Origin of the sequence: Pelagerythrobacter sp. (assembly GCF_041912895.1) — a bacterium.
Lineage (GTDB): Bacteria > Pseudomonadota > Alphaproteobacteria > Sphingomonadales > Sphingomonadaceae > Pelagerythrobacter.
Map to the genome: position 1 here is coordinate 1,306,805 of NZ_JAYSGI010000001.1, position 22,719 is coordinate 1,329,523.

A 22,719-nucleotide genomic window follows, 5' to 3' on the forward strand; every position below is an offset into this window, starting at 1 on the left:
CGTGCGGGCGGCCCGTCTTTTTCGCCTCAGGGCGCGTCGAAGACGTAGCCGAGCGAACGGACGGTGCGCAGCGGATCGCCCGCACCGGCGGCCTTCAGCGCGCGGCGCAGGCGGCCGATCCAAACATCGACCGTGCGTTCGTCGATCGGTGGATCGAGCTTGCCGAGCCCGCCGATCAGGTCGGCGCGCGAATGCACCCGGTTGGGATTTTCGGCGAAGAAGCGAAGCAGGCGAAACTCGTTCGGACGCAGCCGGATCGCCTGCCCCGCCCAGCGCGCCTGGAGCGCGGTGAGATCGATCGACAGGTCGCCGAGTTCGATCCGCTGCGTCGAACGATGTCCGGGCCGGTGCGACTGCAGCGCGAGCACCCGGTCGAGTACCGACCGCCGATCGAGCGGCCCGATCATGTAATCGTCCGCGCCGGCGCGCAGAGCCCGCCGGCGATCTTCGGCGTCGTCGCTTTCGAGGACCATCGTCACGTGGGCTTCGCCGGTTCGCGGATCGGCACGCAGGCGACGGCACATCTCCAGCCCGGCGAGGTCGTCCAGCACCCAGTCGACGAATGCCCAGATCGGCCCTTCGACCAGTTGCCGCGGCCCATCGGCATGGAGCCGCGTGAAGACGAAGCGCATGCCGTCGTGCTCGAAGTCGTCGAGCGTGTCGGCCAGCCCGTCGGTCAGGAAAATGGTGATGACGCCCACGCGGGATCCCCTTGCCCCGCCCGATTGCCGCAGCCTTGTGACGGGTTGGTGACAAATCCCGATCGGGAAAACGCGGCGCGCGGGCGGAACTGTGCCAGTGGCGAGACGTAGAGTTCGCGATGAAGGGAGAAATCGAGCGCTACCCCCTGACGGGACGATTCCTGATGGGGCGACTGCGCCATGCGCTGTCCGATCGCGAGAAGGATATTCTCGAAGATGCGGTAAGCGATCTGCGCGAATATCCGGACGGCCACCGTATCCTGGCGCGGGGCGAGTTGTGCCATCGCAGCACGATCCTGATCGAGGGTTTCATCAATCGGTCGATCTTCGAAAACGGCCGGCGCTATATCGTCGGGATTCAGGTGCCGGGCGATTTCGTCGACCTGCACGGGTTTGCGCTGAAGCGGCTCGATCACGATATCGTCACCGCCGGACCGGCCCGGATCGGCCTGATCGATCATGCCCGGCTGAACGAACTGATGGCGAGCGAACCGCACCTCTCGCGCCTGTTCTGGTTCTCGACCCTGCTCGATGCGGCGCTGCACCGGCAATGGGTGCTCAAGCTCGAACAGCTCAAGGCCAATCGGCGCGTCGCGCATCTGATGGCGGAACTCTGGCATCGCCTCGCCATGGTCGGGCTGGCGGGCCCGACCGGCTTCCGCTCGCCGTTGACGCAGATCGATCTCGCTGACATGTGCGGCACCACGCCGGTTCACATGAACCGCGCGATCGGAGAACTGCGCCGCCTCGACGTGGCGGATTTCCGGCGCGGTACGGTGAGTTTCGACGATCGCGCGAAGCTCGAACGGCACGGCGATTTCGATGCGACCTATCTCTACGGAGAGGGCGCGCTTCATATCGGAAACGAGCTTCGGGAATAGAGGCGGTAATCACATTGCAATGTGATTCCTGTCTTGCGCCGTCACATGTCGATGTGTATCTCCTCGGCATGACCGACACGACCACCACGACCGTCAAGCGCAAGATTCACGAACTCGTCGACGCCGGCAAGATGTCGCGCGCCGGCATCGCCCGTGCGGCGGGCCTCCATGCGAATTCGCTACGCGACTGCGGCGAAGACAGCTGGAACCCCACCTCGGAAACGCTGGAGAAGCTCGCCGCATTCCTGCGGGACAACGACGATCGCCCGGTGCTCGCCACGATCGAGGAGATCATCGACGAAGCCCGCAACGGGCGGATGTTCATTCTCGTCGACGACGAAGACCGCGAGAACGAAGGCGATCTCGTTATTCCGGCGCAGATGGCGACCCCGGCGGCGATCAACTTCATGGCGACCCACGGCCGCGGCCTGATCTGCCTGTGCCTCGACCGCAAGCGGGTCGAGAGCCTCGGGCTCGAACCGATGAGCCGCAACAACCGCGAATCGATGCAGACCGCCTTCACCGTCTCGATCGAAGCGAAGGAGGGCGTCACCACCGGCATATCCGCCGCCGACCGCGCGCGCACCGTGTCCGTGGCAATCGACGCGGGTAAGGGAGCGGACGATATCGTGAGCCCCGGCCACGTGTTCCCGCTGGCCGCGCGCGACGGCGGCGTGCTGGTCCGCTCCGGCCACACCGAAGCCGCGGTGGACATTTCGCGCCTTGCCGGTCTCAATCCCTCTGGCGTTATCTGTGAGATCATGAACGACGACGGCTCGATGGCGCGTCTCGACGACCTCATCGCCTTCGCCCGCCGCCACGAGCTCAAGATCGGCACGATCCGCGATCTCATCGCCTACCGCCTGCGCAACGATCACCTCGTCGAACAGGTGAGCGAGAGCAGCCTGGAATCCGATTACGGCGGCACCTGGCGCGCGATGACCTATCGCAGCAAGGTTTCCGGTGTAACGCATGTGGTGCTGCAAAAGGGCCATATCGACCCCGCTCAGCCGACGCTGGTGCGCATGCACGCGATCTCGATCTTCGACGACGTGCTGGGCCAGACCGGGCCGCGCAAGCGCCAGCTCCAGCGCTCGATGGCCGCGATCGGCGAGCGCGGCTCGGGCCTGATCGTGCTGATCATGGCCGACCGGCCGGAGAAACTGCAGGCCGAGATCGGCCGCCGCCCGCACCCCGACGGCGAATTGCGCGACTACGGCATCGGCGCGCAGATCCTCGTCGATCGCGGGGTGAGCGAGATGGTCCTGTTGTCGGACAACGACCGCACCGTCGTCGGCCTCGAAGGCTACGGCCTCAAGGTCGTCGGCCGCGAGGCGATCCCGGCCTGACTACATCGCCCGATCACATCGAGCGCGCGATCAGCATCTTCATGATCTCGTTCGAGCCGCCGAAGATGCGGGTCACGCGGCTGTCACGGAACATCTTCGCGATCGGATATTCGTTGATGTAGCCCCAGCCGCCGTGGAGCTGGAGGCATTTGTCGACCACCTCGCCCTGCAATTCGGTCAGCCAGTATTTCGCGATCGAGGCGGTGGTGACGTCGAGCTCGCCGCGCAGCAACTTGGCGATGCAATCGTTGAGGAACACCTTGGCCGCGGTGCCGCGCGCCTTGAGGTCGGCGAGCACGAACTGCGTGTTCTGGAAATCCCAGATCGTCTGCCCGAAGGCCTTGCGCTGCTTGACGTAGTCGACCGTGGTGTCGAGCGCCTTCTCGATCGTCGACATCGCGCCCACCGCGATCACCAGCCGTTCCTGCGGCAGCTCGCCCATGAGCTGGTAGAAGCCCCGCCCCTCCTCGCCGCCGAGCAGGTTGTCGGCGGGCACGAAGACGTCGTCGAAGAACAGCTCGCTGGTGTCGGCCGCGTCCTGACCGACCTTGTCGAGCTTCTTGCCGCGGCGGAAGCCCTCCGCCCCGTCGGTCTCGAGGCACATCAGGCTGATGCCCTTGGCGCGCTCCTTCGGATCGGTCTTGGCGACGACGACGACGAAGTTCGCCAGTTGCCCGCTCGAGATGAAGGTCTTGGCGCCGTTGAGGCGGTAGCCGTTGCCATCTTTGACCGCAGTGGTGGCGATGCTCTGCAAGTCGCTGCCGACTCCGGGCTCGGTCATCGCGATGGCGCTGATGAGTTCGCCGCTCACCAGCCTGGGCAGCCAGCGCTTTTTCTGCTCCTCGGTCCCGTGGCGCACGATGTAGGGCAGGATGATGACGTTGTGCAGGCTCGCCGCGAAGCCGTCGACGCCCTTCGCCGCCTGCTGGTCGAGCACCACCAGATCGTGCCGGAAATCGCCGCCGTGGCCACCGTATTCCTCGGGCACCGTCATGCCGAGCAGGCCCGCCTGCCCCGCCTCTTCCCAGAACGCACGCTCGACCATGCCGTCCTCGCGCCATTTCTCGACGCGCTTTTCGGGTGCATGCTGCTCGAAGAACTTGCCGACGGCATCGCGGAACACCGCGATTTCCTCATCGGCCATGAATTCCGGGTCGGGCACGTCGATCACGGGCATTGCGGGGTCCTCTCGTCTGTCAGGCTATCGTTCCGGCTTTGCGCAGCGCGGCGATCTCGTTTGCGGCGATGCCGAGCGCGGCGAGGATCGCATCGCTGTCGTCGCCGGGCATCGGCGCCGGTTCGGGGGTGGCCGTCGCCGTGCCGGAATAGCGCGGCGCGGGCGCGGGCTGTGCGTCGCCGCCGACCTCGATGAACGTCTCGCGGGCCACGTTGTGCGGATGGCGCACCGCCTCGCTCATCGTCAGCACCGGGGCGTAGCACACGTCGGTATGCTCCATCAGCGCGTTCCACTCGTCGCGAGTCTTCGACTTGAACAGCGCGGCGAGCTTCGCCTTGAGCGACCCCCACTTCGTGCGGTCGTGCTGCGCGTCGAAATCGGCGTCGTCCTCCAGCCCTGCGATCCGGCGCAGTTCGGCGTAGAACTGCGGCTCGATCGATCCGATGCTGACGAACCTGCCGTCCTTGGTCTCGTACGTGTCGTAGAAATGCGCGCCGGTATCGAGCATGTTGACGCCGAGGTCTTCGGACCACACGCCCATGGTCTTCATGCCGTGCATCATGGCCATCAGCACCGCGGTGCCATCGGTCATCGCCGCGTCGATCACCTGGCCCGCCCCGCCGCGCGCGACGCTGAGCAGCGCCGAAACCATGCCGAAGGCGAGCATCATCCCGCCCCCGCCGAAATCGCCGACCATGTTGATCGGCGGGGTGGGTTTATCGCCTTCCCGGCCGAAATGCGCCAATGCCCCGGCAAGCGCGATGTAGTTGATGTCGTGCCCCGCATAGGGCGCGTACGGCCCCGTCTGGCCCCACCCGGTCATCCGGCCGTAGACCAGCTTCGGATTGTCGCCGAGCAACTCGTCCGGGCCGAGCCCCAGCCGTTCCATCACGCCCGGACGAAAGCCTTCGATGATCCCGTCCGCACTGGCACAAAGCCGCCGCGCGAGCGCCACGCCCTCGGCGCTCTTGAGATCGAGCGCGATCGACTTGCGCCCTCTCGCGAGCACGTCCTTGCTGGTCACCGGCTGCGAGCCGCCACGGCCGCCGCTCGCGCGGTCGATGCGGATCACCTCGGCGCCGTGATCGGCCAGCATCATACCACAGAACGGCCCCGGCCCTATCCCGGCGAATTCGACGATCCGCAGCCCCGAAAGCGGGCCTCTGCGGTTTTCGGGCACGCTACTTGCCCTTCCAGTCGGGCTTGCGCTTCTCCGCAAAGGCGGCGGCGCCTTCGCGCGCGTCCTCGCTCACGAACACCGGCCCGATCAGCGCGCCCTGCCGGTCGTAGCGCTCGTCCATCGGCCAGCCGCGCGATTCCTTCACGATCGCCTTCGACACGCGCACCGCGAGCGGGCCGTTCTCCGCGATCCGGTTCGCCAGTTCCAGCGCGCCATCGAGCGCCGCCCCTTCGACCACGCGGTTGATCAGCCCGAGTTCGTAGGCGCGCGCGGCGTCGATGAAGTCGCCGGTCAGCGCCAGTTCCATCGCGATCCGTTCAGGGATCTGATCGGGCAGCATCATCACGCCGCCCGCCGCTGCGACGAGGCCGCGCTTGACCTCGGGAATGCCGAACTTCGCACCCGCACCCGCAACCACGAGATCGCAGGCGATCATCAGTTCCAGCCCGCCCGCCAGCGCATAGCCTTCGACAGCGGCGATCAGCGGCTTCTTCGGCGGCGCCTGCACCACCCCGCCGAACCCGCGCCCTTCGACGATCGGCGATTCGCCGCGCAGGAAGCCTTTGAGGTCCATGCCCGAACAGAACGTGCCGCCCGCGCCGGTGAGCACGCCCACCCGCAGATCGTCTTCCGCGTCGAGCCGGTCCATCGCCGCCGCGATGCCTTCGGCCGCCGCCTTGTTCATCGCGTTCTTCGCCTCCGGGCGATTGAGCGTGACGATCAGCACGCCGTCGCGCACCTCGGTGAGCAGTTCCTCGCTCATCCTCTTCCCTTCCATTTCATTTCTTATCGCAACCTGTCTTGTGCCATTGCTGGCCAAGCCTTACGCTTGCGTCAACCTGATTTGCGTGAACGAGAGAGGATTGCTGCCATGGCCGAGGCCTATATCATCGATGCGGTGCGGACCCCCAGGGGTGTGGGCAAGGTCGGCAAGGGGGCGCTGGCGCACATGCACCCGCAGCACCTCGGAGCCACGGTGCTCAAGGCGATCGCGGAGCGCAATTCGCTCGACACGAAGGATGTCGACGACGTGATCTGGTCGACCAGCACGCAGAAAGGCAAGCAGGGCGGCGACCTGGGGCGTATGGCGGCGCTCGACGCGGGCTACGACGTGACCTCGTCCGGCATGACGCTCGACCGGTTCTGCGGTGGCGGAATCACCAGCGTGAACCTCGCCGCCGCACAGGTGATGAGTGGTATGGCCGACCTCGTCGTCGCGGGCGGGACCGAGATGATGAGCTACACGACGAGTTCGACGCAGGAGGAGATGCAGGTCGGGATCATGCCGCTCGGCATGGGCTCGGGGAACGACCGGCTGCGCGAAGTGCACCCGCAGAGCCACCAGGGCGTGTGCGGCGACGCGATCGCGACGCTGGAAGGCTTCACCCGCGCGGAACTCGACGCGCTCGCGCTGCGCAGCCAGCAGAACGCCGCGCGCGCGATCGAGGAAGGGCGCTTCGACAAGTCGCTGGTCCCGGTGGTCGATGCCGCAGGCAATGCGGTGCTCGACCGCGAGGAATTCCCCCGCCCCCAGACAACCGCCGAAGGCCTCGCCGAACTCCAGCCGAGCTTCGCCAAGATCGCGCAGACGCCGCTCGACAGCGATGGCACCACGTTCGGCGGATTGATAAACCAGAAGTATCCCGATCTCGAGATCAAGCATTTCCACCATGCGGGCAACAGTTCGGGCGTGGTCGACGGTGCCGCGGCGGTGCTGATCGCGGGCAAGGACTATGCCGAGAAGCACGGCATGAAGCCGCGCGCGCGGATCGTCGCCACCGCCAACCAGGGCGACGACCCGACGCTGATGCTCAACGCCCCCGTTCCCGCGGCCAAGAAGGTGCTCGAGAAAGCCGGTCTCACCAAGGACGATATCGACGTGTGGGAGATCAACGAGGCGTTCGCGGTGGTCGCCGCCAAGTTCATCCGCGACCTCGATCTGCCCGAAGACAAGGTCAACGTGAACGGCGGCGCGATCGCGCTGGGCCATCCGATCGGCGCGACCGGATCGATCCTGATCGGCACCGCCTTGGACGAACTCGAGCGCTCGGGCGGGCGCTACGCCCTCGTCACGATGTGCGCGGCGGGCGGCATGGCCCCGGCGATCGTGATCGAGCGGGTCGACGGCTTCGCCGACTGACGCTACCGGCACGCCCATGGACATGATCGGCCCCGTCTCGCGCAGCTACATCTCGCAGCGCACCAAGCTGCACTACGCCGATTGGGGCAACCCGGATGCCCCGCCGCTGATCCTGCTCCACGGCGGGCGCGATCATTGCCGCAGCTGGGACTGGACGGCGAAGGAATTGCGGCAGGACTGGCACGTGATCTGCCCCGACCTGCGCGGGCATGGCGACAGCGGATGGAGCCGCACCGGATATTACCCGGTGATGGGCTACGTGTTCGATCTGGCGCAGTTGATCGAGCTCAACGGTCTCGCGCCGGTCACGATCGTCGCGCACTCGCTGGGCGGCAACGTGGCCTTGCGCTTCACCGGGCTCTACCCCGACAAGGTGCGCAAGATCGTCGCCATCGAAGGGCTCGGCCCTTCGCCCGAACGACAGGCCGAGCGCGAGGCGCGGGGGCCGGAGGAGATCTGGGGCGACTATTTCGCCAAGAAGCGCGATGCCGCCGCGCGCCAGCTCCGCCGCTATGCCACGTTCGAGGATGCGCTGAAGCGGATGCACGAGGCGAACAGCTATCTCTCCGAGAGCCAGGCGTTCCACCTCACCCAGCATGCGGTGATGCGGAACGAGGACGGCAGCTTCAGCTGGAAGTTCGATCCGCACCTCCACGCCTGGCCGCCCGAAGACATGACCTATCCGCACCTCGAAGCGCTGTGGAACCGCATCGAATGCCCGACGCGGCTGATCTACGGCAACGACAGCTGGGCCTCGAATCCCGAGAAGGACGGGCGCATCGCGCAGTTCCGCAACGCCACCGTGACCGCCTACGACAACGCCGGGCACTGGGTCCATCACGACCGGTTCGACGATTTCCTCGGGGAATTGCGCACATTCCTGTGAGCGCGGGGCTGTTGTTCGGCAGCGGTTGCCGTTAGCAAACCGCCATGGCCGAAACGCCGTGGCAGTTCTGGGTCGATCGCGGCGGCACGTTCACCGACGTGATCGCGCGCGCGCGCGACGGCGCCGTCCACCAGCACAAGCTCCTGTCCGAAGATCCCGCCTATGCCGACGCGGCGGTCGAGGCGATGCGGCGCATCGCCGGCGATGGCGCGAACGCGCTGCCCCCGATCGAGCTGCGGATCGGCACCACGGTCGGCACCAACGCCCTGCTCGAACGCAAGGGCGAGCCGACCTGCCTCGCCATCACCAGCGGCTTCGGCGACGCGCTGGCGATCGGCACGCAGGAGCGGCCCGAACTGTTCGTGCGCGAGATCGTCAAGCCGGAACCGCTATACGGCAAGGTCGTGGAAATCGACGAGCGGCTCGGCGCGGATGGCGAGGTCGTCCGTCCGCTCGACGACGCGCACGCCGCCGCCGCGCTCAAGCAGGCGTTCGACGAAGGCTACCGTTCGCTGGCGATCGTGCTGATGCACGGCTGGTGCTATCCGGGGCACGAGGACCGGCTGGCCGCGATCGCGCACGGCATCGGCTTCACTCAGGTAAGCACCGGCCACGATGTCGCGCCGCTCATCAAGCTGATCGGGCGCGGCGATACCACGGTCGCCGACGCCTACCTCTCGCCGGTCGTGCGCCGCTACGCCGAAGCGCTGGTCGAGGAAGCGGGCGGCAGCGTCTCGCCGCTGTTCATGCAGTCGAGCGGCGGCTTGGCGGCTGCCAGCGCGTTCCATGGCAAGGACGCGGTACTCTCCGGCCCGGCGGGCGGAATCGTCGGCATGGCGGCGACCGCGGCGGAAGCGGGGTTCGACAAGGTCATCGGGTTCGACATGGGCGGCACCTCGACCGACGTGTCGCACTACGCCGGCAGCTACGAGCGCGACAGCGAGAACCGTGTCGCGGGCGTGCGCATCCGCGCGCCGATGATGCGCATTCACACCGTGGCGGCGGGCGGCGGCTCGATCTGCGCGTTCGACGGCACGCGGCTGACGGTGGGTCCGCATTCGGCGGGCGCGGTGCCCGGCCCGGCCTGCTATCGCCGCGGCGGCCCGCTGACGGTGACCGACTGCAACCTGCTGACCGGCAAGCTGGTGCCCGCCCATTTCCCCGCATTGTTCGGCCCCGACGGCAACCAGCCGCTCGATTCCGCCATCGTGGAAGCCAAATTCGCCGAGCTGGCGCGCGAAGTCGCCGCCGCGACCGGGCGCGAGGCGAGCCCCGAGGAACTGGCCGAAGGCTGCATCGCGATCGCGGTCGCGAACATGGCCAATGCGATCAAGGCGATCTCGGTCCGCCGGGGGCACGACGTATCGAACTACACGCTGTCCTGCTTCGGCGGCGCGGGCGGGCAGCACGCCTGCCTCGTCGCCGATGCGCTGGGAATGGACCGGGTGATGATCCATCCGCTCGCGGGCGTGCTCTCGGCCTACGGCATCGGCCTCGCCGATCGCCGCGCGGTGCGCGAACGCACGCTCGCGCTCGATTTCGGCCCCGATGCGATGGCCCGGTTGAACGATGCCGCCGCCACGCTGGGCGAGGATGCGACGCGCGACTTGCGCGATCAGGGCGTCGCCGGCGATATCGCGCGCGAAGCGACGGTGCAGATGCGCACGCGCGGCGGCGACAGCACGATCGAGGTCGCACTGGGCCCCGCCGACGCGATGCAGGCGGCATTCGACGACGCCTACCGCAAGCAGTTCGGCTTCCGCAGCGACGATGCGCTGGTGATCGACACGCTGCGGGTCGAAGCGGTCCACCGCGCCGATGCGGATGCGGCGATCGTCGCCGATCTGCCCGCGCGGTCGGGCGAGCCGCTCGCCACGCTCGAATGCTTCATGGCCGGCGAATGGCGCGAGGCTCCGCTCTACGACCGCGCGGCTCTCGCCGCAGGGTTCGCCATGGAAGGGCCGGCGATCGTGATCGATCCGACGTCCACCACCGTGGTCGAGCCCGGCTGGGGCCTCGAGGTGGACCGCCACGGGAATCTGATCCTCGAACGGCTGGACGAGCGCGACGGCAGCACCGAGCTCGGCACCACGGTCGATCCCGTCCGGCTGGAGATCATGGGCGGGCTGTTCATGGCGATCGCCGAGGAAATGGGCGCCGCGCTCCAGCACAGCGCCTCCTCGGTCAATATCCGCGAGCGGCTCGACTTCTCCTGCGCGGTGTTCGATGCGCACGGCAATCTCGTCGCCAACGCGCCGCACATGCCAGTGCACCTCGGCTCGATGGGCGAAAGCGTGCGCACGATCATGGCCCGGCGGGGCGACATGCACGACGGGCGCGGCATCTGCCAGGGCGACGTCTACGCGCTCAACGCCCCTTACGACGGCGGCACGCACCTGCCGGATATCACCGTGGTCATGCCGGTGTTCGTCGATGCCGCGGACCGCACGCCCGCCTACTTCGTCGCCGCGCGCGGACACCATGCCGACATCGGCGGGATCACGCCCGGATCGATGCCGCCGACCAGCACCAGCGTCGAGGAAGAGGGCGTGCTGCTCGACAACGTGCTGATCGTCGAGGATGGCGAGTTCCTCGGCAAGGAACTGCGCGCGCTACTGTCGTCGGGCCCCTACCCCTCGCGCAACGTCGAGGCGAACCTCGCCGACCTCAAGGCGCAGGTCGCCGCCTGCACCAAGGGCGCGGACGAACTCACGCGTATCAGCCATGAATACGGGCGCGAAGGCGTCGCCGCCTACATGGGCCACGTCCAGGCGCACGCCGAGGAAGCGGTGCGCAAGCTGATCGAGCGGATCGAGGACGGCACGTTTCGCTACGAGATGGACAACGGCGCGGTGGTCGCGGTGCAGGTGACCGTCGACCGCGAAGCCCGCTCGGCGACGGTCGATTTCGCGGGCACCTCCGAGCAACTGCCGGGCAACTTCAACGCGCCGGTTTCGGTCGTACGCGCCGCGGTGCTCTATGTCGTGCGCACGCTGATCGACGACGCGATCCCGATGAACGAGGGGTGCCTGCGCCCGATCGAAATCCGTGTCCCCGAAGGCTCGATGTTGCGTCCGCACCACCCGGCCGCCGTGGTCGCGGGCAACGTCGAGACCAGCCAGGTCGTCACCGACGCGCTGTTCGGCGCGCTGGGCGCGATGGCGGGCGCGCAGGGGACGATGAACAACTTCACCTTCGGCAATGCGCGGCACCAGTATTACGAGACGATCGCGGGCGGATCGGGCGCGGGGCCCGATTTCGACGGCGCGGACGTGGTCCAGACGCACATGACCAACAGCCGCCTGACCGATCCCGAAATCCTCGAAACGCGCTTTCCCGTGCGGCTGGAGGAATTCGCCATTCGGCGCGGATCGGGCGGCGCGGGCAGGCACACGGGCGGCGACGGCGCGGTGCGCCGCGTGCGCTTCCTCGAACCGATGACCGCCGGAATGCTCGCCAACCGCCGCCGCGTGCCGCCGTTCGGCTTGGCAGGCGGCGCCGACGGCGGACCGGGCGTCAACCGGATCGAGCGCGCCGACGGCAGCGTGGAAACGCTCGACGCCACCGCCTCGGCCGAAATGCAGCCGGGCGACGTGTTCGCGATCCTGACGCCCGGCGGCGGCGGATACGGAGGGGAATAGGCGATGTGGGTGCTGCTCGGGATCGCGGTGATCGTCGTCGGGTTCCTGCTGCGGTTCAATCCGCTGCTGGTGGTTGCGATCTCCGCGCTGGTGACGGGGCTGGCGGCGGGGATCGATCCGGTCGAAGTGCTCGCCGCCTTCGGCAAGGCGTTCAACGACGCGCGCTACGTCAGCGTGGTCTATATCGTGTTGCCGGTGATCGGCATCCTCGAACGCCACGGCTTGCAGGAGCGTGCGCGCGCCGCGATCGCCGCGTTCAAGGGCGCGACCGTGGGCCGGCTGCTGATCGGCTATCTCGTGTTCCGGCAGGCGACCGCCGCCCTCGGGCTCACGTCGATCGCCGGCCCCGCGCAGACCGTGCGCCCGCTCGTCGCGCCGATGGCGCAGGCGGCGGCCGAAACGCAGGGCGCCGATCCCGAAAGCGACCGCATCCCCGCGATCGCCGCGGGCACCGACAACGTCGGGCTGTTCTTCGGCGAGGACATCTTCATCGCGATCGGATCGATCCTGCTGATGGTCGGGGTGCTCCAGACCTACGGGATCGAGGGCGAGCCGCTGGAGCTCGCCAAGTGGGCGATCCCGACCGCGATCTGCGCCTTCCTGATCCACGGCGCGCGGCTGCTGTGGCTCGACCGCAAGCTCGCGCGCGAGCGCATGGCGCGCGAAGCCGCCCCGGCGGAGGACGCGGCATGATCGACTACGATTTCATCTATGCCGTCGGCGGCGCGTTCTTCCTCGCCTTCGCGCTGCTGAGCGCCGCCGACCGCACCAACCCCCGGCGCTGGGGCAACGCCGCGTTCTACGCCCTGCTCGCCACCAGCTTCTGGGCCGGCGACAGGCTGGGCGACGTGGGCAACGGCGTGCTCGTGCTCGGCCTGGTGGTGGTCGCGGGCTTCAAGCTGATGGGCAAGGGCGCGCCGGCAACCACGACCGCGGAGCAGCGCGCGAGCGAGAGTGCCGCGCGCGGCAACCGGCTGTTCCTGCCCGCGCTCATCATCCCGGCAGTGGCGCTGATCGGCACGCTGGCGTTCAAGCGCTTCCCCGACCTGTTCGATCCGGGGCAGGTTACACTGGTGGCGCTGACCTTCGGCGTGCTCGCCGCATTGGCGGTCTGCTATGCCTGGTTCCGCCCGCGCCCGGTAACGCCGTTCGCCGAAGGCACGCGGCTGATGGACAGCGTCGGCTGGGCCGCGGTGCTGCCGCAGATGCTTGCCAGCCTCGGCGCGGTCTTCGCGCTCGCGGGCGTGGGCGAGGTCGTCGGCGGGATCGCGGGCGGGATCATTCCCGAAGGCAGCCTGCTGGGCGCGGTCGCGGTCTATGCGCTGGGCATGGCGCTGTTCACGATGGTTATGGGCAACGCCTTCGCCGCTTTCCCGGTGATGTTCGCCGGGATCGGGGTGCCGGTGCTGATCGGTGCGTTCTCGGGCGATCCGATCCCGATCGCCGCGATCGGCATGCTCGCGGGCTTCTGCGGCACGCTGATGACCCCGATGGCGGCCAACTTCAACCTCGTGCCCGCCGCGCTGCTCGAACTGAAGGACCAGAACGCGGTGATCAAGGCGCAGATACCCACCGCGATCCCGCTCCTGCTCGCCAACATCGCGCTGATCTACGTCCTCGCCTTCGCGTGAGGTGAAACGCTAGTCACATGAATCTGACTTTCGCTTCATAAGCATTGTCATGCTGAACTTGGTTGTGCGTTGCACAGCTTCGCTTCCTGCATCCATCTCACATGCGGGGTCGCCGCTTAAAGGAGGAGAAATGGACCCTGAAACAAGTTCAGGGTGACGGTTGGTCGGTGCGAAGAACTTTGTTTCCAACATACCAGCGAGCGCGAAACGATTTTCCTACAGCCCGCCCGTCCTGCTAGCAGGGGCGGATGACCGTGCGTTTGCCCTGCCCTTCGCTCGCCGCGATCCCCCACTCGTGGAAGGTGACAAAGTACACGCCCGCATCGGTGGCGCGCGGTGATGGATTCGCGTGTATTTTCCGCGCGTTGTCTCCCGCGCAACGACGACGGGAAAGTTTTTTGAAGGGGGTGGGTCTGTGGTCCACGGCGCGCCGGATCTCGCCGCAATGCTGACCGAAAATCACGCCCGCAGCTTCGCGGCGATGACGCTGGGTCATCTCGGCCTGCGCTACCCCTACAAGCTCGATTTCGTGCTCACCGGGCCGGAGGACGCGGTCGAGCCTGCCGAACTGCACCCGATCTTTCACGGCAGCTTCGACTGGCATTCGTGCGTCCACGGCTGGTGGCAGGTGCTGCGGCTCGCGCGGCTGTTTTCCGCCATGCCCGAAACCGCGGACATTCGCGCGCGCGCCGACGCGATGCTGGTGCCGGGAAAGGTCGCGGGCGAGCTCGCGCGGCTCGACCGGCCCTACAGCGCCGGGTTCGAGCGGCCCTACGGCTGGGGCTGGCTGCTCGCGCTGCATGCCGAGGCCGCGCGGCACGAGGCCGGGTGGGCGGACGCGCTCGAACCGCTCGCGCTGCGCTTCGCCGCGATGTTCGCCGATCACCTGCCCCGGCTGACCTACCCGATCACCGTGGGCACGCACTACAACACCGCCTTCGCGCTCACGCTTGCGCTGGAATGGGCCGAGGGGCGCGACCCGGCGCTCGCCGGCCTCATTGGCGAGCGGGCGCGGCACTGGTTCGGCGACCGGCGCGACTATCGCGGGTGGGAGCCGGGCGGCGACGAGTTCCTCTCGCCCGCCCTCACCGCCGCGCTGCTGATGAGCCGGGTGATGGAACGCGGGGAGTTCGCGGACTGGTTCGCCGCGTTCCTGCCCCACGCCGACGATCGCGAGCCCGCGATGCTGTTCGCGCCAGTCCACGTCTCCGACCGCAGCGACGGCAAGATCGCGCACCTCGACGGGCTCAATCTCAGCCGCGCCTGGTGCTGGCGCGCGATCGGCCGGGCGCTCGGCGAGCCGGAGCGCTTCGCCCCGGTGGCCGACGCGCACATCGCCGCCAGCCTGCCGCATATCGGCGAGGACTACATGGGCAGCCACTGGCTCGCCAGCTTCGCCCTCCTCGCGCTGGAGGGCTAGTTCGTCTCCGCGATATTGTCGTCGGAGTTGCGGTCGATGTACTTGTTGTACGGGTCGATCCCCGCGTAGCTCGGCCTTTCCTCGGTGATCACACGGATCGTCTGCTCGCCCGACCGGATCGGCCGCCGCTCCATGAACAGCACGTTGTCGCGGTCGAACGCGCCCTGCCCCGGCCGCGCGGTGAACAGGCCGATCTCGATCACGTCGTCGAGCCGCGCCCTGGTCTCCTTGCCCTTGCCGTCGGCATAGAACTTGTCCGCCGCGACCGTCAGGGTGGTCTCGAAGCGGCCATCGGGCAATTCGCGCACGGTCGCGCTCTCGGCTTTCAGATCGTAGAGCGTAATCCGCTGGAGCAGGTCCTGCACCAGCTGCCGCTCACGCTCGTTACGCGCAAGGCCGAGGAAGCCGTTCACAAGATCGCGCGAGGTGGCATAGGGCGGCCCCTGGAAGCGATAGCGGTCGAGCAGGCCGGCGAGCATCGCGTTCACCCGGTCCTCGCCCAGCCGGTCCTGCAGCAGGTACATGACCACCGAGCCCTTGCGGTAATGGATGTACGACTGGTTCTCGACCCGCTCGAGCGGCAGTTCCTCGATCACCTCGCCGCCGCGCGCCGAAAGGTAGCTGTCGAGCTCGAACTTGAGGAAGCGGCGGATCTTGTCCTCGCCGTACAGCTCCTTCATCACCATCAGCGCCGAATACTGCGCCAGCGTCTCGACCATGATCGTGCCGCCCTGCTGGTCGGCGCTGATAAGCTGGTGCGCCCAGTACTGGTGGGCCATCTCGTGCGCGGTGACGTAGGTGACGTAATCGATGCTTTCCTCGTCGGCGTTGTCGGCGATGAACCCGATCGATTCCGAATAGGGCATCGTCCCGGCGAAAGCCTGCGCGAACGAGGCATAGCCGGGGAACTCGACGATCCGCGCATGCGAGAACTGATAGGGCCCGAAATTGGCACGGTAATAGCCGAGCGCACGCTCCATCGCGTCAAGCATGCGGTCGACGTTGAAGTCGTGCGCGGCGTGGTAGAACACCTGCAGGTCGACCCCGTCCGCCATCCGCTCGCGCAGCGCGTAATCGGCCGACTGGATCGAGAAGAACGACAGGATCGGGCTGTCCGAGACGAACCGGGCCACGCGCCGCCCGTCCACCACTTCATCCGACACGCGCACGCCCGGCGCGATCGGCGTCTGGCCCGGAACGGTCGAGATCGTGATGTCGGCGGTCACCCAGTCGGCATTGCCGACGTAGTTGCGGTCGCGCGCGCTTTCGTCCTCGAGCTTGGCCGGGCGCAGTTCGGCCGGCAGATCGTATTTGCGGCGCGTCGCCCGGTCCTGCAGCAGGCCCGAGCGGTCCATCCCGATCACCGGGGCGAATTCGCCATTGTTGAGGAAGGTGCCGTTTCTGACCAGCCGCGTATCGTTGCCCGTGGTGCGGAAGCCGCGCTGCCAGCGGCGCGTCTCGAACGTCAGGTCCGCGGTCGCACCGGGCGCCAGCGGCTCCGCGAATTCGTAGATGCGATAGCGGTTTTCGGCATCGTTCATCGCCAGGCGCGCGCCGGGAACCGTGATGTCGAGAATCTCCGCGTTGGGATCGGGCAGGCGCACATGAAGTTGCGCGATCGGCGCGTCGGTGTCGTTGACCAGCGCGTAACGGCCGCGCGCGACCATCCGGCCTTCGTTGGGATAGAGATCGACCCGCATCGTCACATCGGTCAGCGCGGGTTGCGCGAGATTCTCGTACTTCAGGTACTTCTTCTCATAGGCGGCGAGTTGCGCTTCGTTGTCGTCCTGCGTGCGGTATTCCTCGACCACGTTCATCTGGTTGAACAGGAATGCTCCGCTCCCCGCCGCAACCAGCAGCGCAGCGCCCAGCAAGGCGCCAGCAGGCGACACCAGCCGCCGGGGCAGGCTGCGCAGACGCGGCATGAGCGCGCCATCCGCCCCGCGCCGCCAGAGCAGATGCGCGAGCACCGCGAGCACGAGTGCGAAGGCGCCCCAGTACAGTCGCAGCCACCACCCCATCGCCCAGCCGACGTCGGCCCCGTTGATGTCCGATACCGGATTCGAGCCCGTGCTGCCGTAGAGATAGAGCGGATGCTCGAAGCCCATGCTGGAGAGCACGATCGTGGCGACGAGGTACACTACCATGATGCCCCAGCCGACGTACTTGTTGGGGCTGAGCGCCTGGATGAACACCGCCAGCACGGCGAGGATCACCATATCGACCGACATCGGCAGGATATACCAGGCGAAGTATTTCCCCAGTTCGAAGTCGGCATAGCCACGGATGAGTTGGATCAACATCGCCGCGACCACCGAGATCAGCAGCGTGGTGAGCAGGACCAGCGCCACCGCGATCGTCTTGGGCACCATGTACGACCAGCCGGGCACCGATGTGGAATCGACGATCTCGTGCATCTTGCGCTCGCGGTCGCGCCAGACCAGTTCGCCGCCATAGTAGATCGCGATGATGATCGGGATCAGCAGGAAGCTGCCGAAAAGCGGTTGGATCAGCGCGAAAGTGACCGGCCGCGCGGGCGTGCCGTAGAGTTCGTTGCCGAAATAGAGCGCGCTGCCCGCGTTGAAGAGACCGATCAGCAGCAACACGAAGAACGCCGGGCTGCGGAACACCTGGCCCATCTCGAACCGGGTACGCACGAACAGCCGCGCCCAGCCGGCCCGCGCGGGATCGAGCGCCGGCAATCTGTCGACGATCACCGGATCGCCCGCGGCCAGCTTCGCCTCCTTCTTCGCCTTGCGCTGCGACAGGCCTTTCTCGCCGAAGCGGAAGCGCCAGTAGGCGAAAGCGAGCGCGAGCAGCGCGAAGCCGAGCCAGATCAGCCGGTTCCACAGAATCATTCCGCCGAGCGTCGGCACCTGAGTATTCGATTCCGCAGCGGTCCAATACCGCGTGGTTTCGAACAGGGCCGCCAGCCCGAAAGGCTCGGCGAAGCCGGCGAAGTCGCGCAGTTCCGGCTGCGAGCCGACCACCGCGGTGAACACGATGTACAGCACCAGGAACAGCACGACGGCGACGTAAGTGTACATCATCGACCGCGTCACGGTAGCGATCGCGAAGAACAGCGCGCTGGTCATGACGATATTGGGCAGCGCGAAGGCGAGATAGGCGGCGGCGTAGTCTCCGATCCGGTTCGGCCCCAGCGTCTCGCCATCGACCCACGGCATCAGCGATCCGAGCCAGATCGCCAGCGGCACGACGAGAAACGCGGCGAGCGCGGCAAGCAGCGATCCGGCGAAGCGCCCGATCAGGTAATCGAACTTGCTGACCCTGGTCGAACGGACCATCGGGCCGAAGCCGCTTTCCTCGTCGCGCACGATCACGTTGGAGACGAACGCGGTGGTGACGAACATGTAGAACAGCGTCAGGATCAGCTGCGTCTGGACGATCGCCAGCGGGCTGTTGACGTGGATGTTGCCTCCGCCGCCGATCTGGATGTCGTCGCTCGTCGCGGCGCCGAAAGTCAGCAGGAAGAACAGGATCGTCGCGACCCAGAACACCGGGTTGCGGAACTGGTAGCGCAGCTCGAAGCCGGCGATCTTGGCGAACATGGCCCGGCCCCTCAGGCTGCGAGGTCTTCGGCGGTCAGGCCGCGGCGGGTGGTCGCGAGCGTGGAGAAATAGACATCCTCCAGCCCACCTTCGACCGGCGCGAAGCCTTCGCCCGGATCGCTTTCGGACAGGATGTGGACGATCGTGTTGCCCGCGAACAGGCGCGTGGAAATCACTTCGTAGCGCTCGCGGTAGGAATCGAGTTCGCCGCGCGCGATGGTCTTGGCCCAGACGGTTCCGCGCGCCCGCTCGATCAGTTCGCGCGGCGCGCCTTCCAGCCGGATGCGGCCGTCGACGATCACCGCCATGCGCGGGCACAGGTCGGCGACGTCCTCGACGATATGGGTGGAGAGGATCACGACGACGTTCTCGCCGATCTCGGCCAGCAGGTTGAGGAAGCGGTTGCGCTCTTCGGGGTCGAGCCCGGCGGTCGGTTCGTCGACGATGATCAGTTCGGGGTTGCCGATCAGCGCCTGGGCGATGCCGAAACGCTGGCGCATGCCGCCCGAAAAGCCCGCGATCGCCTTCTTGCGCACCGCCCACAGGTTGGTCTGGTTGAGCAGCGTCTCGACCGTGGCCTTGCGGTCGGCGGCCGATGCCACACCCTTCAGCACGGCCATGTGATCGAGCATGTCGTAGGCCGAAACGCGCGGATAGACGCCGAAATCCTGCGGTAGGTAGCCGAGCCGCTCGCGCAGCCTCTCGGGCTCGGCCAGCACGTCGATATCGCCGAAGCGGATCGCGCCGGATGTGGGCGTCTGCAGCGTCGCGACGGTGCGCATCAGGGTGGACTTGCCCGCGCCGTTCGGCCCCAGCAATCCGAACATGCCCTTGGGGATCGACAGCGTCACCTCATCGAGCGCGCGTGTTCCGTTGGGATAGACGTGGGTGACGTCGGTCAGTTCGAGCATGTGGGGTCCCTCCTGTCCGGCGAGGGTAGGGTTTGGCGGCCACATGGTAAAGCGGCGTTGGTCGAGCGGTATGGGTCGTTCAACATCGCGCTTGCGCCCTGCGCGCCATTACGCGAACGACGGTCACGCGCAACGAGGACGATCGCGGATGGACCTGAGCCCCTACGACAGCGAAGATTTTCCCGAGATCCGCGAAGGCGTGCGGCGGCTGTGTGCGCGCTTTCCCGGCGAATACTGGCGGCGGCTCGACGCGGCGCGCGAATATCCGAGCGAATTCGTTGCCGCGCTGACCGCGGCGGGCTGGCTTTCGGTGCTGATCCCCGAGGAATACGGCGGTTCGGGCCTCGGCCTGTCGGCGGCTGCGGCGGTGCTCGAGACGATCCAGGCCGAAGGCTGCAACGGCGGCGCGTGCCACGCGCAGATGTACATCATGGGCACGATCCAGCGCCACGGATCGGACGACCAGAAGCGCGCGTATCTGCCGCGCATCGCGAGCGGGGAACTGCGGTTGCAGGCATTCGGCGTCACCGAGCCGGCGAGCGGGACCGATACGACGGCGCTGCGCACCACGGCGGTGCGCGACGGCGATCACTATGTCGTCAACGGGCAGAAGATCTGGACCAGCCGGGCCGAACATTCGGACCTGATGCTCCTGCTCGCCCGCACCACCCCGCGCGAGGACGCGGCGAAGAAGACCGAGGGACTGTCCACCTTCATCGTCGACATGCGCGAAGTGGTGGGCACATCGCTCACCATCCGCCCGATCCGCACGATGATGAACCACGCCAGCACCGAAGTCTTCTTCGACGACGTGCGCATTCCCGCGAGCGCGCTGGTGGGCGAGGAAGGGAAAGGCTTCCGCTACATCCTCTCGGGCATGAACGCCGAACGCACGCTGATCGCCGCCGAATGCGTCGGCGACGCCAAGTGGTTCATCGGCAAGGCGGCCGCCTATGCCGGAGAACGGCAGGTGTTCGGTCGCGCGATCGGCGCCAACCAGGGTGTGTCGTTCCCGATCGCCCGTGCCTACGCCAACATGCGCGCGGCCGAACTGATGGTGCATGAAGCGGCGCGGCTCTACGAAGCGGGCAAGCCGATGGGCACCGAAGCCAACATGGCCAAGATGCTCGCCGCCGACGCCTCGGTGGAAGCGGGCAACGCCTGCATCCAGACGCATGGCGGGTTCGGCTTCGCCGAGGAATACGACATCGAGCGCAAGTTCCGCGAGACGCGGCTATATCAGGTGGCGCCGATCTCGACCAACCTGATCCTCGCCTACCTCGCCGAACACGTGCTCGGCATGCCGCGAAGCTATTGAGCGCGAGCCGGGTGGGCGGCGCCGGCGAATCCGGCGCCCCGGCAGAAGAAATCGGTTCGCTCGCGCAACCGGTCCGGCGAAAGCTGCCCCCCGGCGCCGTGGCTGATCGCTTCGGTCTGCAGATCGCTGACGAACAGGCCGAGGAATATTTCGGCGAGCGTTTCCGGGTCGCCCGTCATCGGGACACCCTTCGCCCGCCAGTAGACGAACAGCTCTTCGAGCGCGTCGCGCGTCCGCGTCGCGGTCCGTTCGAAGAAGCGGCGCGCGAAATCGGTGTCGTCGATGCTGCGCGCGATCACGATCCGCACCAGCGCTACGCCGTCGGGATCGAGAAACTTGTCGTGCAGCGCGTCGGCGATGCGGTGCAAGGTTCCCTCGGGGTCCAGCCCGCAGGCGGCAGCTTCGCGGATCAGCGCTTCGCCCGAGGCCGCCTTCTCGAACACGACGGCTTCGAGCAGACCGTCCTTGTTGCCGAACAGCTTGTAGACGGTCGCCATCGAGCCGCCCGCATGCTCGACGATATGGCCGAGTGTCGTGCGTTCGTAACCTTGTTCGATAAACAGCGTGCGTGCAGCCTCGACGATCGCCTGACGGCGACGATCGAGACGGCAGAATTCGAATTCATCGATCATGATTGTTTCGACTCCACGATTCCGGGTTGCGTGACAACCGTGTAATTACTATTACACCTTCGCACCTGCACAAAACCTGACTGAAAGCCCTCGCGATGAACCGCCTTCTCATCGGCCTCTCCGCCTGCTTCCTGCTTGCCGCATGCTCGGGAGCCGAGGAGCCGCCCGCGCCTCAGGCGATTCCGGTCAAGACCGTGACGGTAGCGAATCAGGCGCTTCCCAACGTCATCGAGCTGCCCGGCCGGGTGGAACCTATCCGCGTCGCCGAGGTGCGTGCGCGCGTGACCGGGATCGTGCAGAGCCGGCTTTACGAAGAGGGCTCCAATGTCAGCGCCGGCAAGGCGCTGTTCCGCATCGACCCGCGTGAGCTGCGCGCAAGCTACGCCCAGGCGCAGGCGTCGCTCGAACGCGCGCGCGCCACGGCATCCAACGCCCGCGCGGTGGTCGAGCGTTATCGCCCGCTGGTGGCGGAAAACGCGATCAGCGGTCAGGAATACGACGCCGCGCTGGCCGCCGCGCGCGAAGCCGACGCCAACGTCGCGCAAATCCGCGCACAGGTGGAAGCCGCTTCGCTCCAGCTCGGCTATACCACCGTGACGGCGCCGATTTCCGGCAGGGCGGGCCGCGCGCAAGTGACCGAAGGCGCACTGGTGAGCCAGACCGAAGGCACGCTGCTGACGCGGATCGAGCAGATCTCGTCGGTCTACGTCAGCTTCGCGCAGTCGGCGAGCGAAGTGCTCGCCCTGCGCCGCGCGGTCGCGGCGGGCGAGATCGCGCTCGACGAGAACGACCGGATCGAGGTCCGGCTGACGTTCAGCGACGGGACCGAATATCCGATCCCGGGCTATATCGACTTCCTCGCCTACACCGTCGATCAGGAAACCGGCACCGTGGCGCTGCGCGCCGAATTCCCCAACCCCTCGGGCCTGCTGCTGCCGGGCGAGTTCGTCCGCGCGCAGATCTTCGCCGGCGAGGTCCAGCAGGGTATCGCCGTGCCGCAGCGCGCGGTGACGCTGACCGAAGACGGCGGATCGGTCTACGTGATCGACGGCAAGGGCCAGGCGGCGCTGCGCCCGATCAAGCTCGGCGCCATGGTCGATGGCCGGTGGATCGTCGAGAGCGGCCTCAAGGCGGGCGACGTGGTAATCGTCAACAATTTGCAGAAGATCCGCCCCGGCGCTCCGGTCAAGGCTGCCAACGCGCCCAGCGGGCGGAAGGCTCCGGCCGCCGCCGCCAAGCCTGCTGCGCCCGCCACTGCGGCTTCGAGCGAGGCGCGCTGATCC

General features: G+C 67.3%; 17 protein-coding genes. 10 read left to right on the plus strand and 7 right to left on the minus strand.

Annotated features, from left to right (window positions below; translation table 11 throughout):
* Window positions 1–26: 26 nt before the first annotated feature.
* Window positions 27–701, minus strand: a complete 675-nt coding sequence (locus ACE3QC_RS06620) for a response regulator transcription factor (protein WP_374406450.1) — start codon at window positions 699–701, stop codon at window positions 27–29.
* 119 nt (window positions 702–820) lie between these two features.
* Here ACE3QC_RS06620 and ACE3QC_RS06625 point away from each other — a divergent pair, with 119 nt between their 5' ends.
* Both ACE3QC_RS06625 and ribB read left to right on the plus strand, forming a co-directional pair.
* Complete coding sequence (locus ACE3QC_RS06625) at window positions 821–1,582, plus strand: Crp/Fnr family transcriptional regulator (RefSeq protein ID WP_374406452.1); 762 nt, start codon at window positions 821–823, stop codon at window positions 1,580–1,582.
* 68 nt (window positions 1,583–1,650) lie between these two features.
* On the plus strand, window positions 1,651–2,931 hold the full coding sequence (gene ribB / locus ACE3QC_RS06630) for a 3,4-dihydroxy-2-butanone-4-phosphate synthase (RefSeq protein ID WP_374406454.1): 1,281 nt from the start codon (window positions 1,651–1,653) through the stop codon (window positions 2,929–2,931).
* Between the two features lie 13 nt (window positions 2,932–2,944).
* Here ribB and ACE3QC_RS06635 read toward each other — a convergent pair whose 3' ends face one another.
* The 3 genes from ACE3QC_RS06635 to ACE3QC_RS06645 are packed head-to-tail and all read right to left on the minus strand — an operon-like array spanning window position 2,945 to window position 6,051.
* Window positions 2,945–4,108 carry an acyl-CoA dehydrogenase family protein gene (locus tag ACE3QC_RS06635; protein WP_374406456.1) on the minus strand — a complete coding sequence of 388 codons (1,164 nt, stop codon included), beginning with the start codon at window positions 4,106–4,108 and terminating at the stop codon, window positions 2,945–2,947.
* 19 nt (window positions 4,109–4,127) lie between these two features.
* On the minus strand, window positions 4,128–5,288 hold the full coding sequence (locus ACE3QC_RS06640) for a CaiB/BaiF CoA transferase family protein (protein WP_374406458.1): 1,161 nt from the start codon (window positions 5,286–5,288) through the stop codon (window positions 4,128–4,130).
* 1 nt (window position 5,289) lies between these two features.
* A complete protein-coding gene (locus tag ACE3QC_RS06645) occupies window positions 5,290–6,051 on the minus strand; it encodes a crotonase/enoyl-CoA hydratase family protein (RefSeq protein WP_374406675.1) in 762 nt (253 codons plus the stop codon).
* A gap of 108 nt (window positions 6,052–6,159) precedes the next feature.
* On the opposite strand from ACE3QC_RS06645, the gene ACE3QC_RS06650 reads away from it, so the two are divergent.
* From ACE3QC_RS06650 to ACE3QC_RS06675, 6 genes are all read left to right on the plus strand, one after another.
* On the plus strand, window positions 6,160–7,428 hold the full coding sequence (locus ACE3QC_RS06650) for an acetyl-CoA C-acetyltransferase (protein ID WP_374406460.1): 1,269 nt from the start codon (window positions 6,160–6,162) through the stop codon (window positions 7,426–7,428).
* 16 nt (window positions 7,429–7,444) lie between these two features.
* Window positions 7,445–8,314: an alpha/beta fold hydrolase gene (locus ACE3QC_RS06655; protein ID WP_374406462.1), complete on the plus strand. Its 870-nt coding sequence runs from the start codon at window positions 7,445–7,447 to the stop codon at window positions 8,312–8,314.
* Between the two features lie 44 nt (window positions 8,315–8,358).
* Complete coding sequence (locus ACE3QC_RS06660; protein ID WP_374406464.1) at window positions 8,359–11,955, plus strand: hydantoinase B/oxoprolinase family protein; 3,597 nt, start codon at window positions 8,359–8,361, stop codon at window positions 11,953–11,955.
* A 3-nt stretch (window positions 11,956–11,958) separates the two neighbouring features.
* Window positions 11,959–12,648, plus strand: a complete 690-nt coding sequence (locus tag ACE3QC_RS06665; protein ID WP_374406466.1) for a DUF969 domain-containing protein — start codon at window positions 11,959–11,961, stop codon at window positions 12,646–12,648.
* Complete coding sequence (locus ACE3QC_RS06670) at window positions 12,645–13,586, plus strand: DUF979 domain-containing protein (protein WP_374406468.1); 942 nt, start codon at window positions 12,645–12,647, stop codon at window positions 13,584–13,586. Before ACE3QC_RS06665 ends, ACE3QC_RS06670 begins: the two co-directional genes overlap by 4 nt.
* A 445-nt stretch (window positions 13,587–14,031) precedes the next feature.
* Window positions 14,032–15,006 carry a DUF2891 domain-containing protein gene (locus ACE3QC_RS06675; RefSeq protein WP_374406469.1) on the plus strand — a complete coding sequence of 325 codons (975 nt, stop codon included), beginning with the start codon at window positions 14,032–14,034 and terminating at the stop codon, window positions 15,004–15,006.
* Here the strand turns inward: ACE3QC_RS06675 and ACE3QC_RS06680 are convergent.
* A complete protein-coding gene (locus tag ACE3QC_RS06680; RefSeq protein ID WP_374406471.1) occupies window positions 15,003–18,575 on the minus strand; it encodes a M1 family aminopeptidase in 3,573 nt (1,190 codons plus the stop codon). The two genes, ACE3QC_RS06675 and ACE3QC_RS06680, sit on opposite strands and share 4 nt — an antisense overlap.
* An 11-nt stretch (window positions 18,576–18,586) precedes the next feature.
* Window positions 18,587–19,486 carry an ABC transporter ATP-binding protein gene (locus tag ACE3QC_RS06685; protein WP_374406473.1) on the minus strand — a complete coding sequence of 300 codons (900 nt, stop codon included), beginning with the start codon at window positions 19,484–19,486 and terminating at the stop codon, window positions 18,587–18,589.
* 148 nt (window positions 19,487–19,634) lie between these two features.
* On the opposite strand from ACE3QC_RS06685, the gene ACE3QC_RS06690 reads away from it, so the two are divergent.
* Window positions 19,635–20,804, plus strand: coding sequence for an acyl-CoA dehydrogenase family protein (locus tag ACE3QC_RS06690; RefSeq protein ID WP_374406475.1), 1,170 nt, complete (start codon window positions 19,635–19,637; stop codon window positions 20,802–20,804).
* Here the strand turns inward: ACE3QC_RS06690 and ACE3QC_RS06695 are convergent.
* On the minus strand, window positions 20,798–21,436 hold the full coding sequence (locus tag ACE3QC_RS06695; RefSeq protein ID WP_374406477.1) for a TetR/AcrR family transcriptional regulator: 639 nt from the start codon (window positions 21,434–21,436) through the stop codon (window positions 20,798–20,800). The two genes, ACE3QC_RS06690 and ACE3QC_RS06695, sit on opposite strands and share 7 nt — an antisense overlap.
* A 95-nt stretch (window positions 21,437–21,531) precedes the next feature.
* On the opposite strand from ACE3QC_RS06695, the gene ACE3QC_RS06700 reads away from it, so the two are divergent.
* On the plus strand, window positions 21,532–22,716 hold the full coding sequence (locus ACE3QC_RS06700) for an efflux RND transporter periplasmic adaptor subunit (RefSeq protein ID WP_374406479.1): 1,185 nt from the start codon (window positions 21,532–21,534) through the stop codon (window positions 22,714–22,716).
* Window positions 22,717–22,719 lie beyond the last annotated feature (3 nt).

Coding starts and splice junctions, on each gene's coding strand:
- ACE3QC_RS06625 (WP_374406452.1), top strand. CDS start 821: ATGAAGGGAGAAATCGAGCGCTACCCCCTGACGGGACGATTCCTGATG.
- ribB (WP_374406454.1), top strand. CDS start 1,651: ATGACCGACACGACCACCACGACCGTCAAGCGCAAGATTCACGAACTC.
- ACE3QC_RS06635 (WP_374406456.1), bottom strand. CDS start 4,108: ATGCCCGTGATCGACGTGCCCGACCCGGAATTCATGGCCGATGAGGAA.
- ACE3QC_RS06645 (WP_374406675.1), bottom strand. CDS start 6,051: ATGAGCGAGGAACTGCTCACCGAGGTGCGCGACGGCGTGCTGATCGTC.
- ACE3QC_RS06650 (WP_374406460.1), top strand. CDS start 6,160: ATGGCCGAGGCCTATATCATCGATGCGGTGCGGACCCCCAGGGGTGTG.
- ACE3QC_RS06655 (WP_374406462.1), top strand. CDS start 7,445: ATGGACATGATCGGCCCCGTCTCGCGCAGCTACATCTCGCAGCGCACC.
- ACE3QC_RS06660 (WP_374406464.1), top strand. CDS start 8,359: ATGGCCGAAACGCCGTGGCAGTTCTGGGTCGATCGCGGCGGCACGTTC.
- ACE3QC_RS06665 (WP_374406466.1), top strand. CDS start 11,959: ATGTGGGTGCTGCTCGGGATCGCGGTGATCGTCGTCGGGTTCCTGCTG.
- ACE3QC_RS06670 (WP_374406468.1), top strand. CDS start 12,645: ATGATCGACTACGATTTCATCTATGCCGTCGGCGGCGCGTTCTTCCTC.
- ACE3QC_RS06675 (WP_374406469.1), top strand. CDS start 14,032: ATGCTGACCGAAAATCACGCCCGCAGCTTCGCGGCGATGACGCTGGGT.
- ACE3QC_RS06680 (WP_374406471.1), bottom strand. CDS start 18,575: ATGTTCGCCAAGATCGCCGGCTTCGAGCTGCGCTACCAGTTCCGCAAC.
- ACE3QC_RS06685 (WP_374406473.1), bottom strand. CDS start 19,486: ATGCTCGAACTGACCGACGTCACCCACGTCTATCCCAACGGAACACGC.
- ACE3QC_RS06690 (WP_374406475.1), top strand. CDS start 19,635: ATGGACCTGAGCCCCTACGACAGCGAAGATTTTCCCGAGATCCGCGAA.
- ACE3QC_RS06695 (WP_374406477.1), bottom strand. CDS start 21,436: ATGATCGATGAATTCGAATTCTGCCGTCTCGATCGTCGCCGTCAGGCG.
- ACE3QC_RS06700 (WP_374406479.1), top strand. CDS start 21,532: ATGAACCGCCTTCTCATCGGCCTCTCCGCCTGCTTCCTGCTTGCCGCA.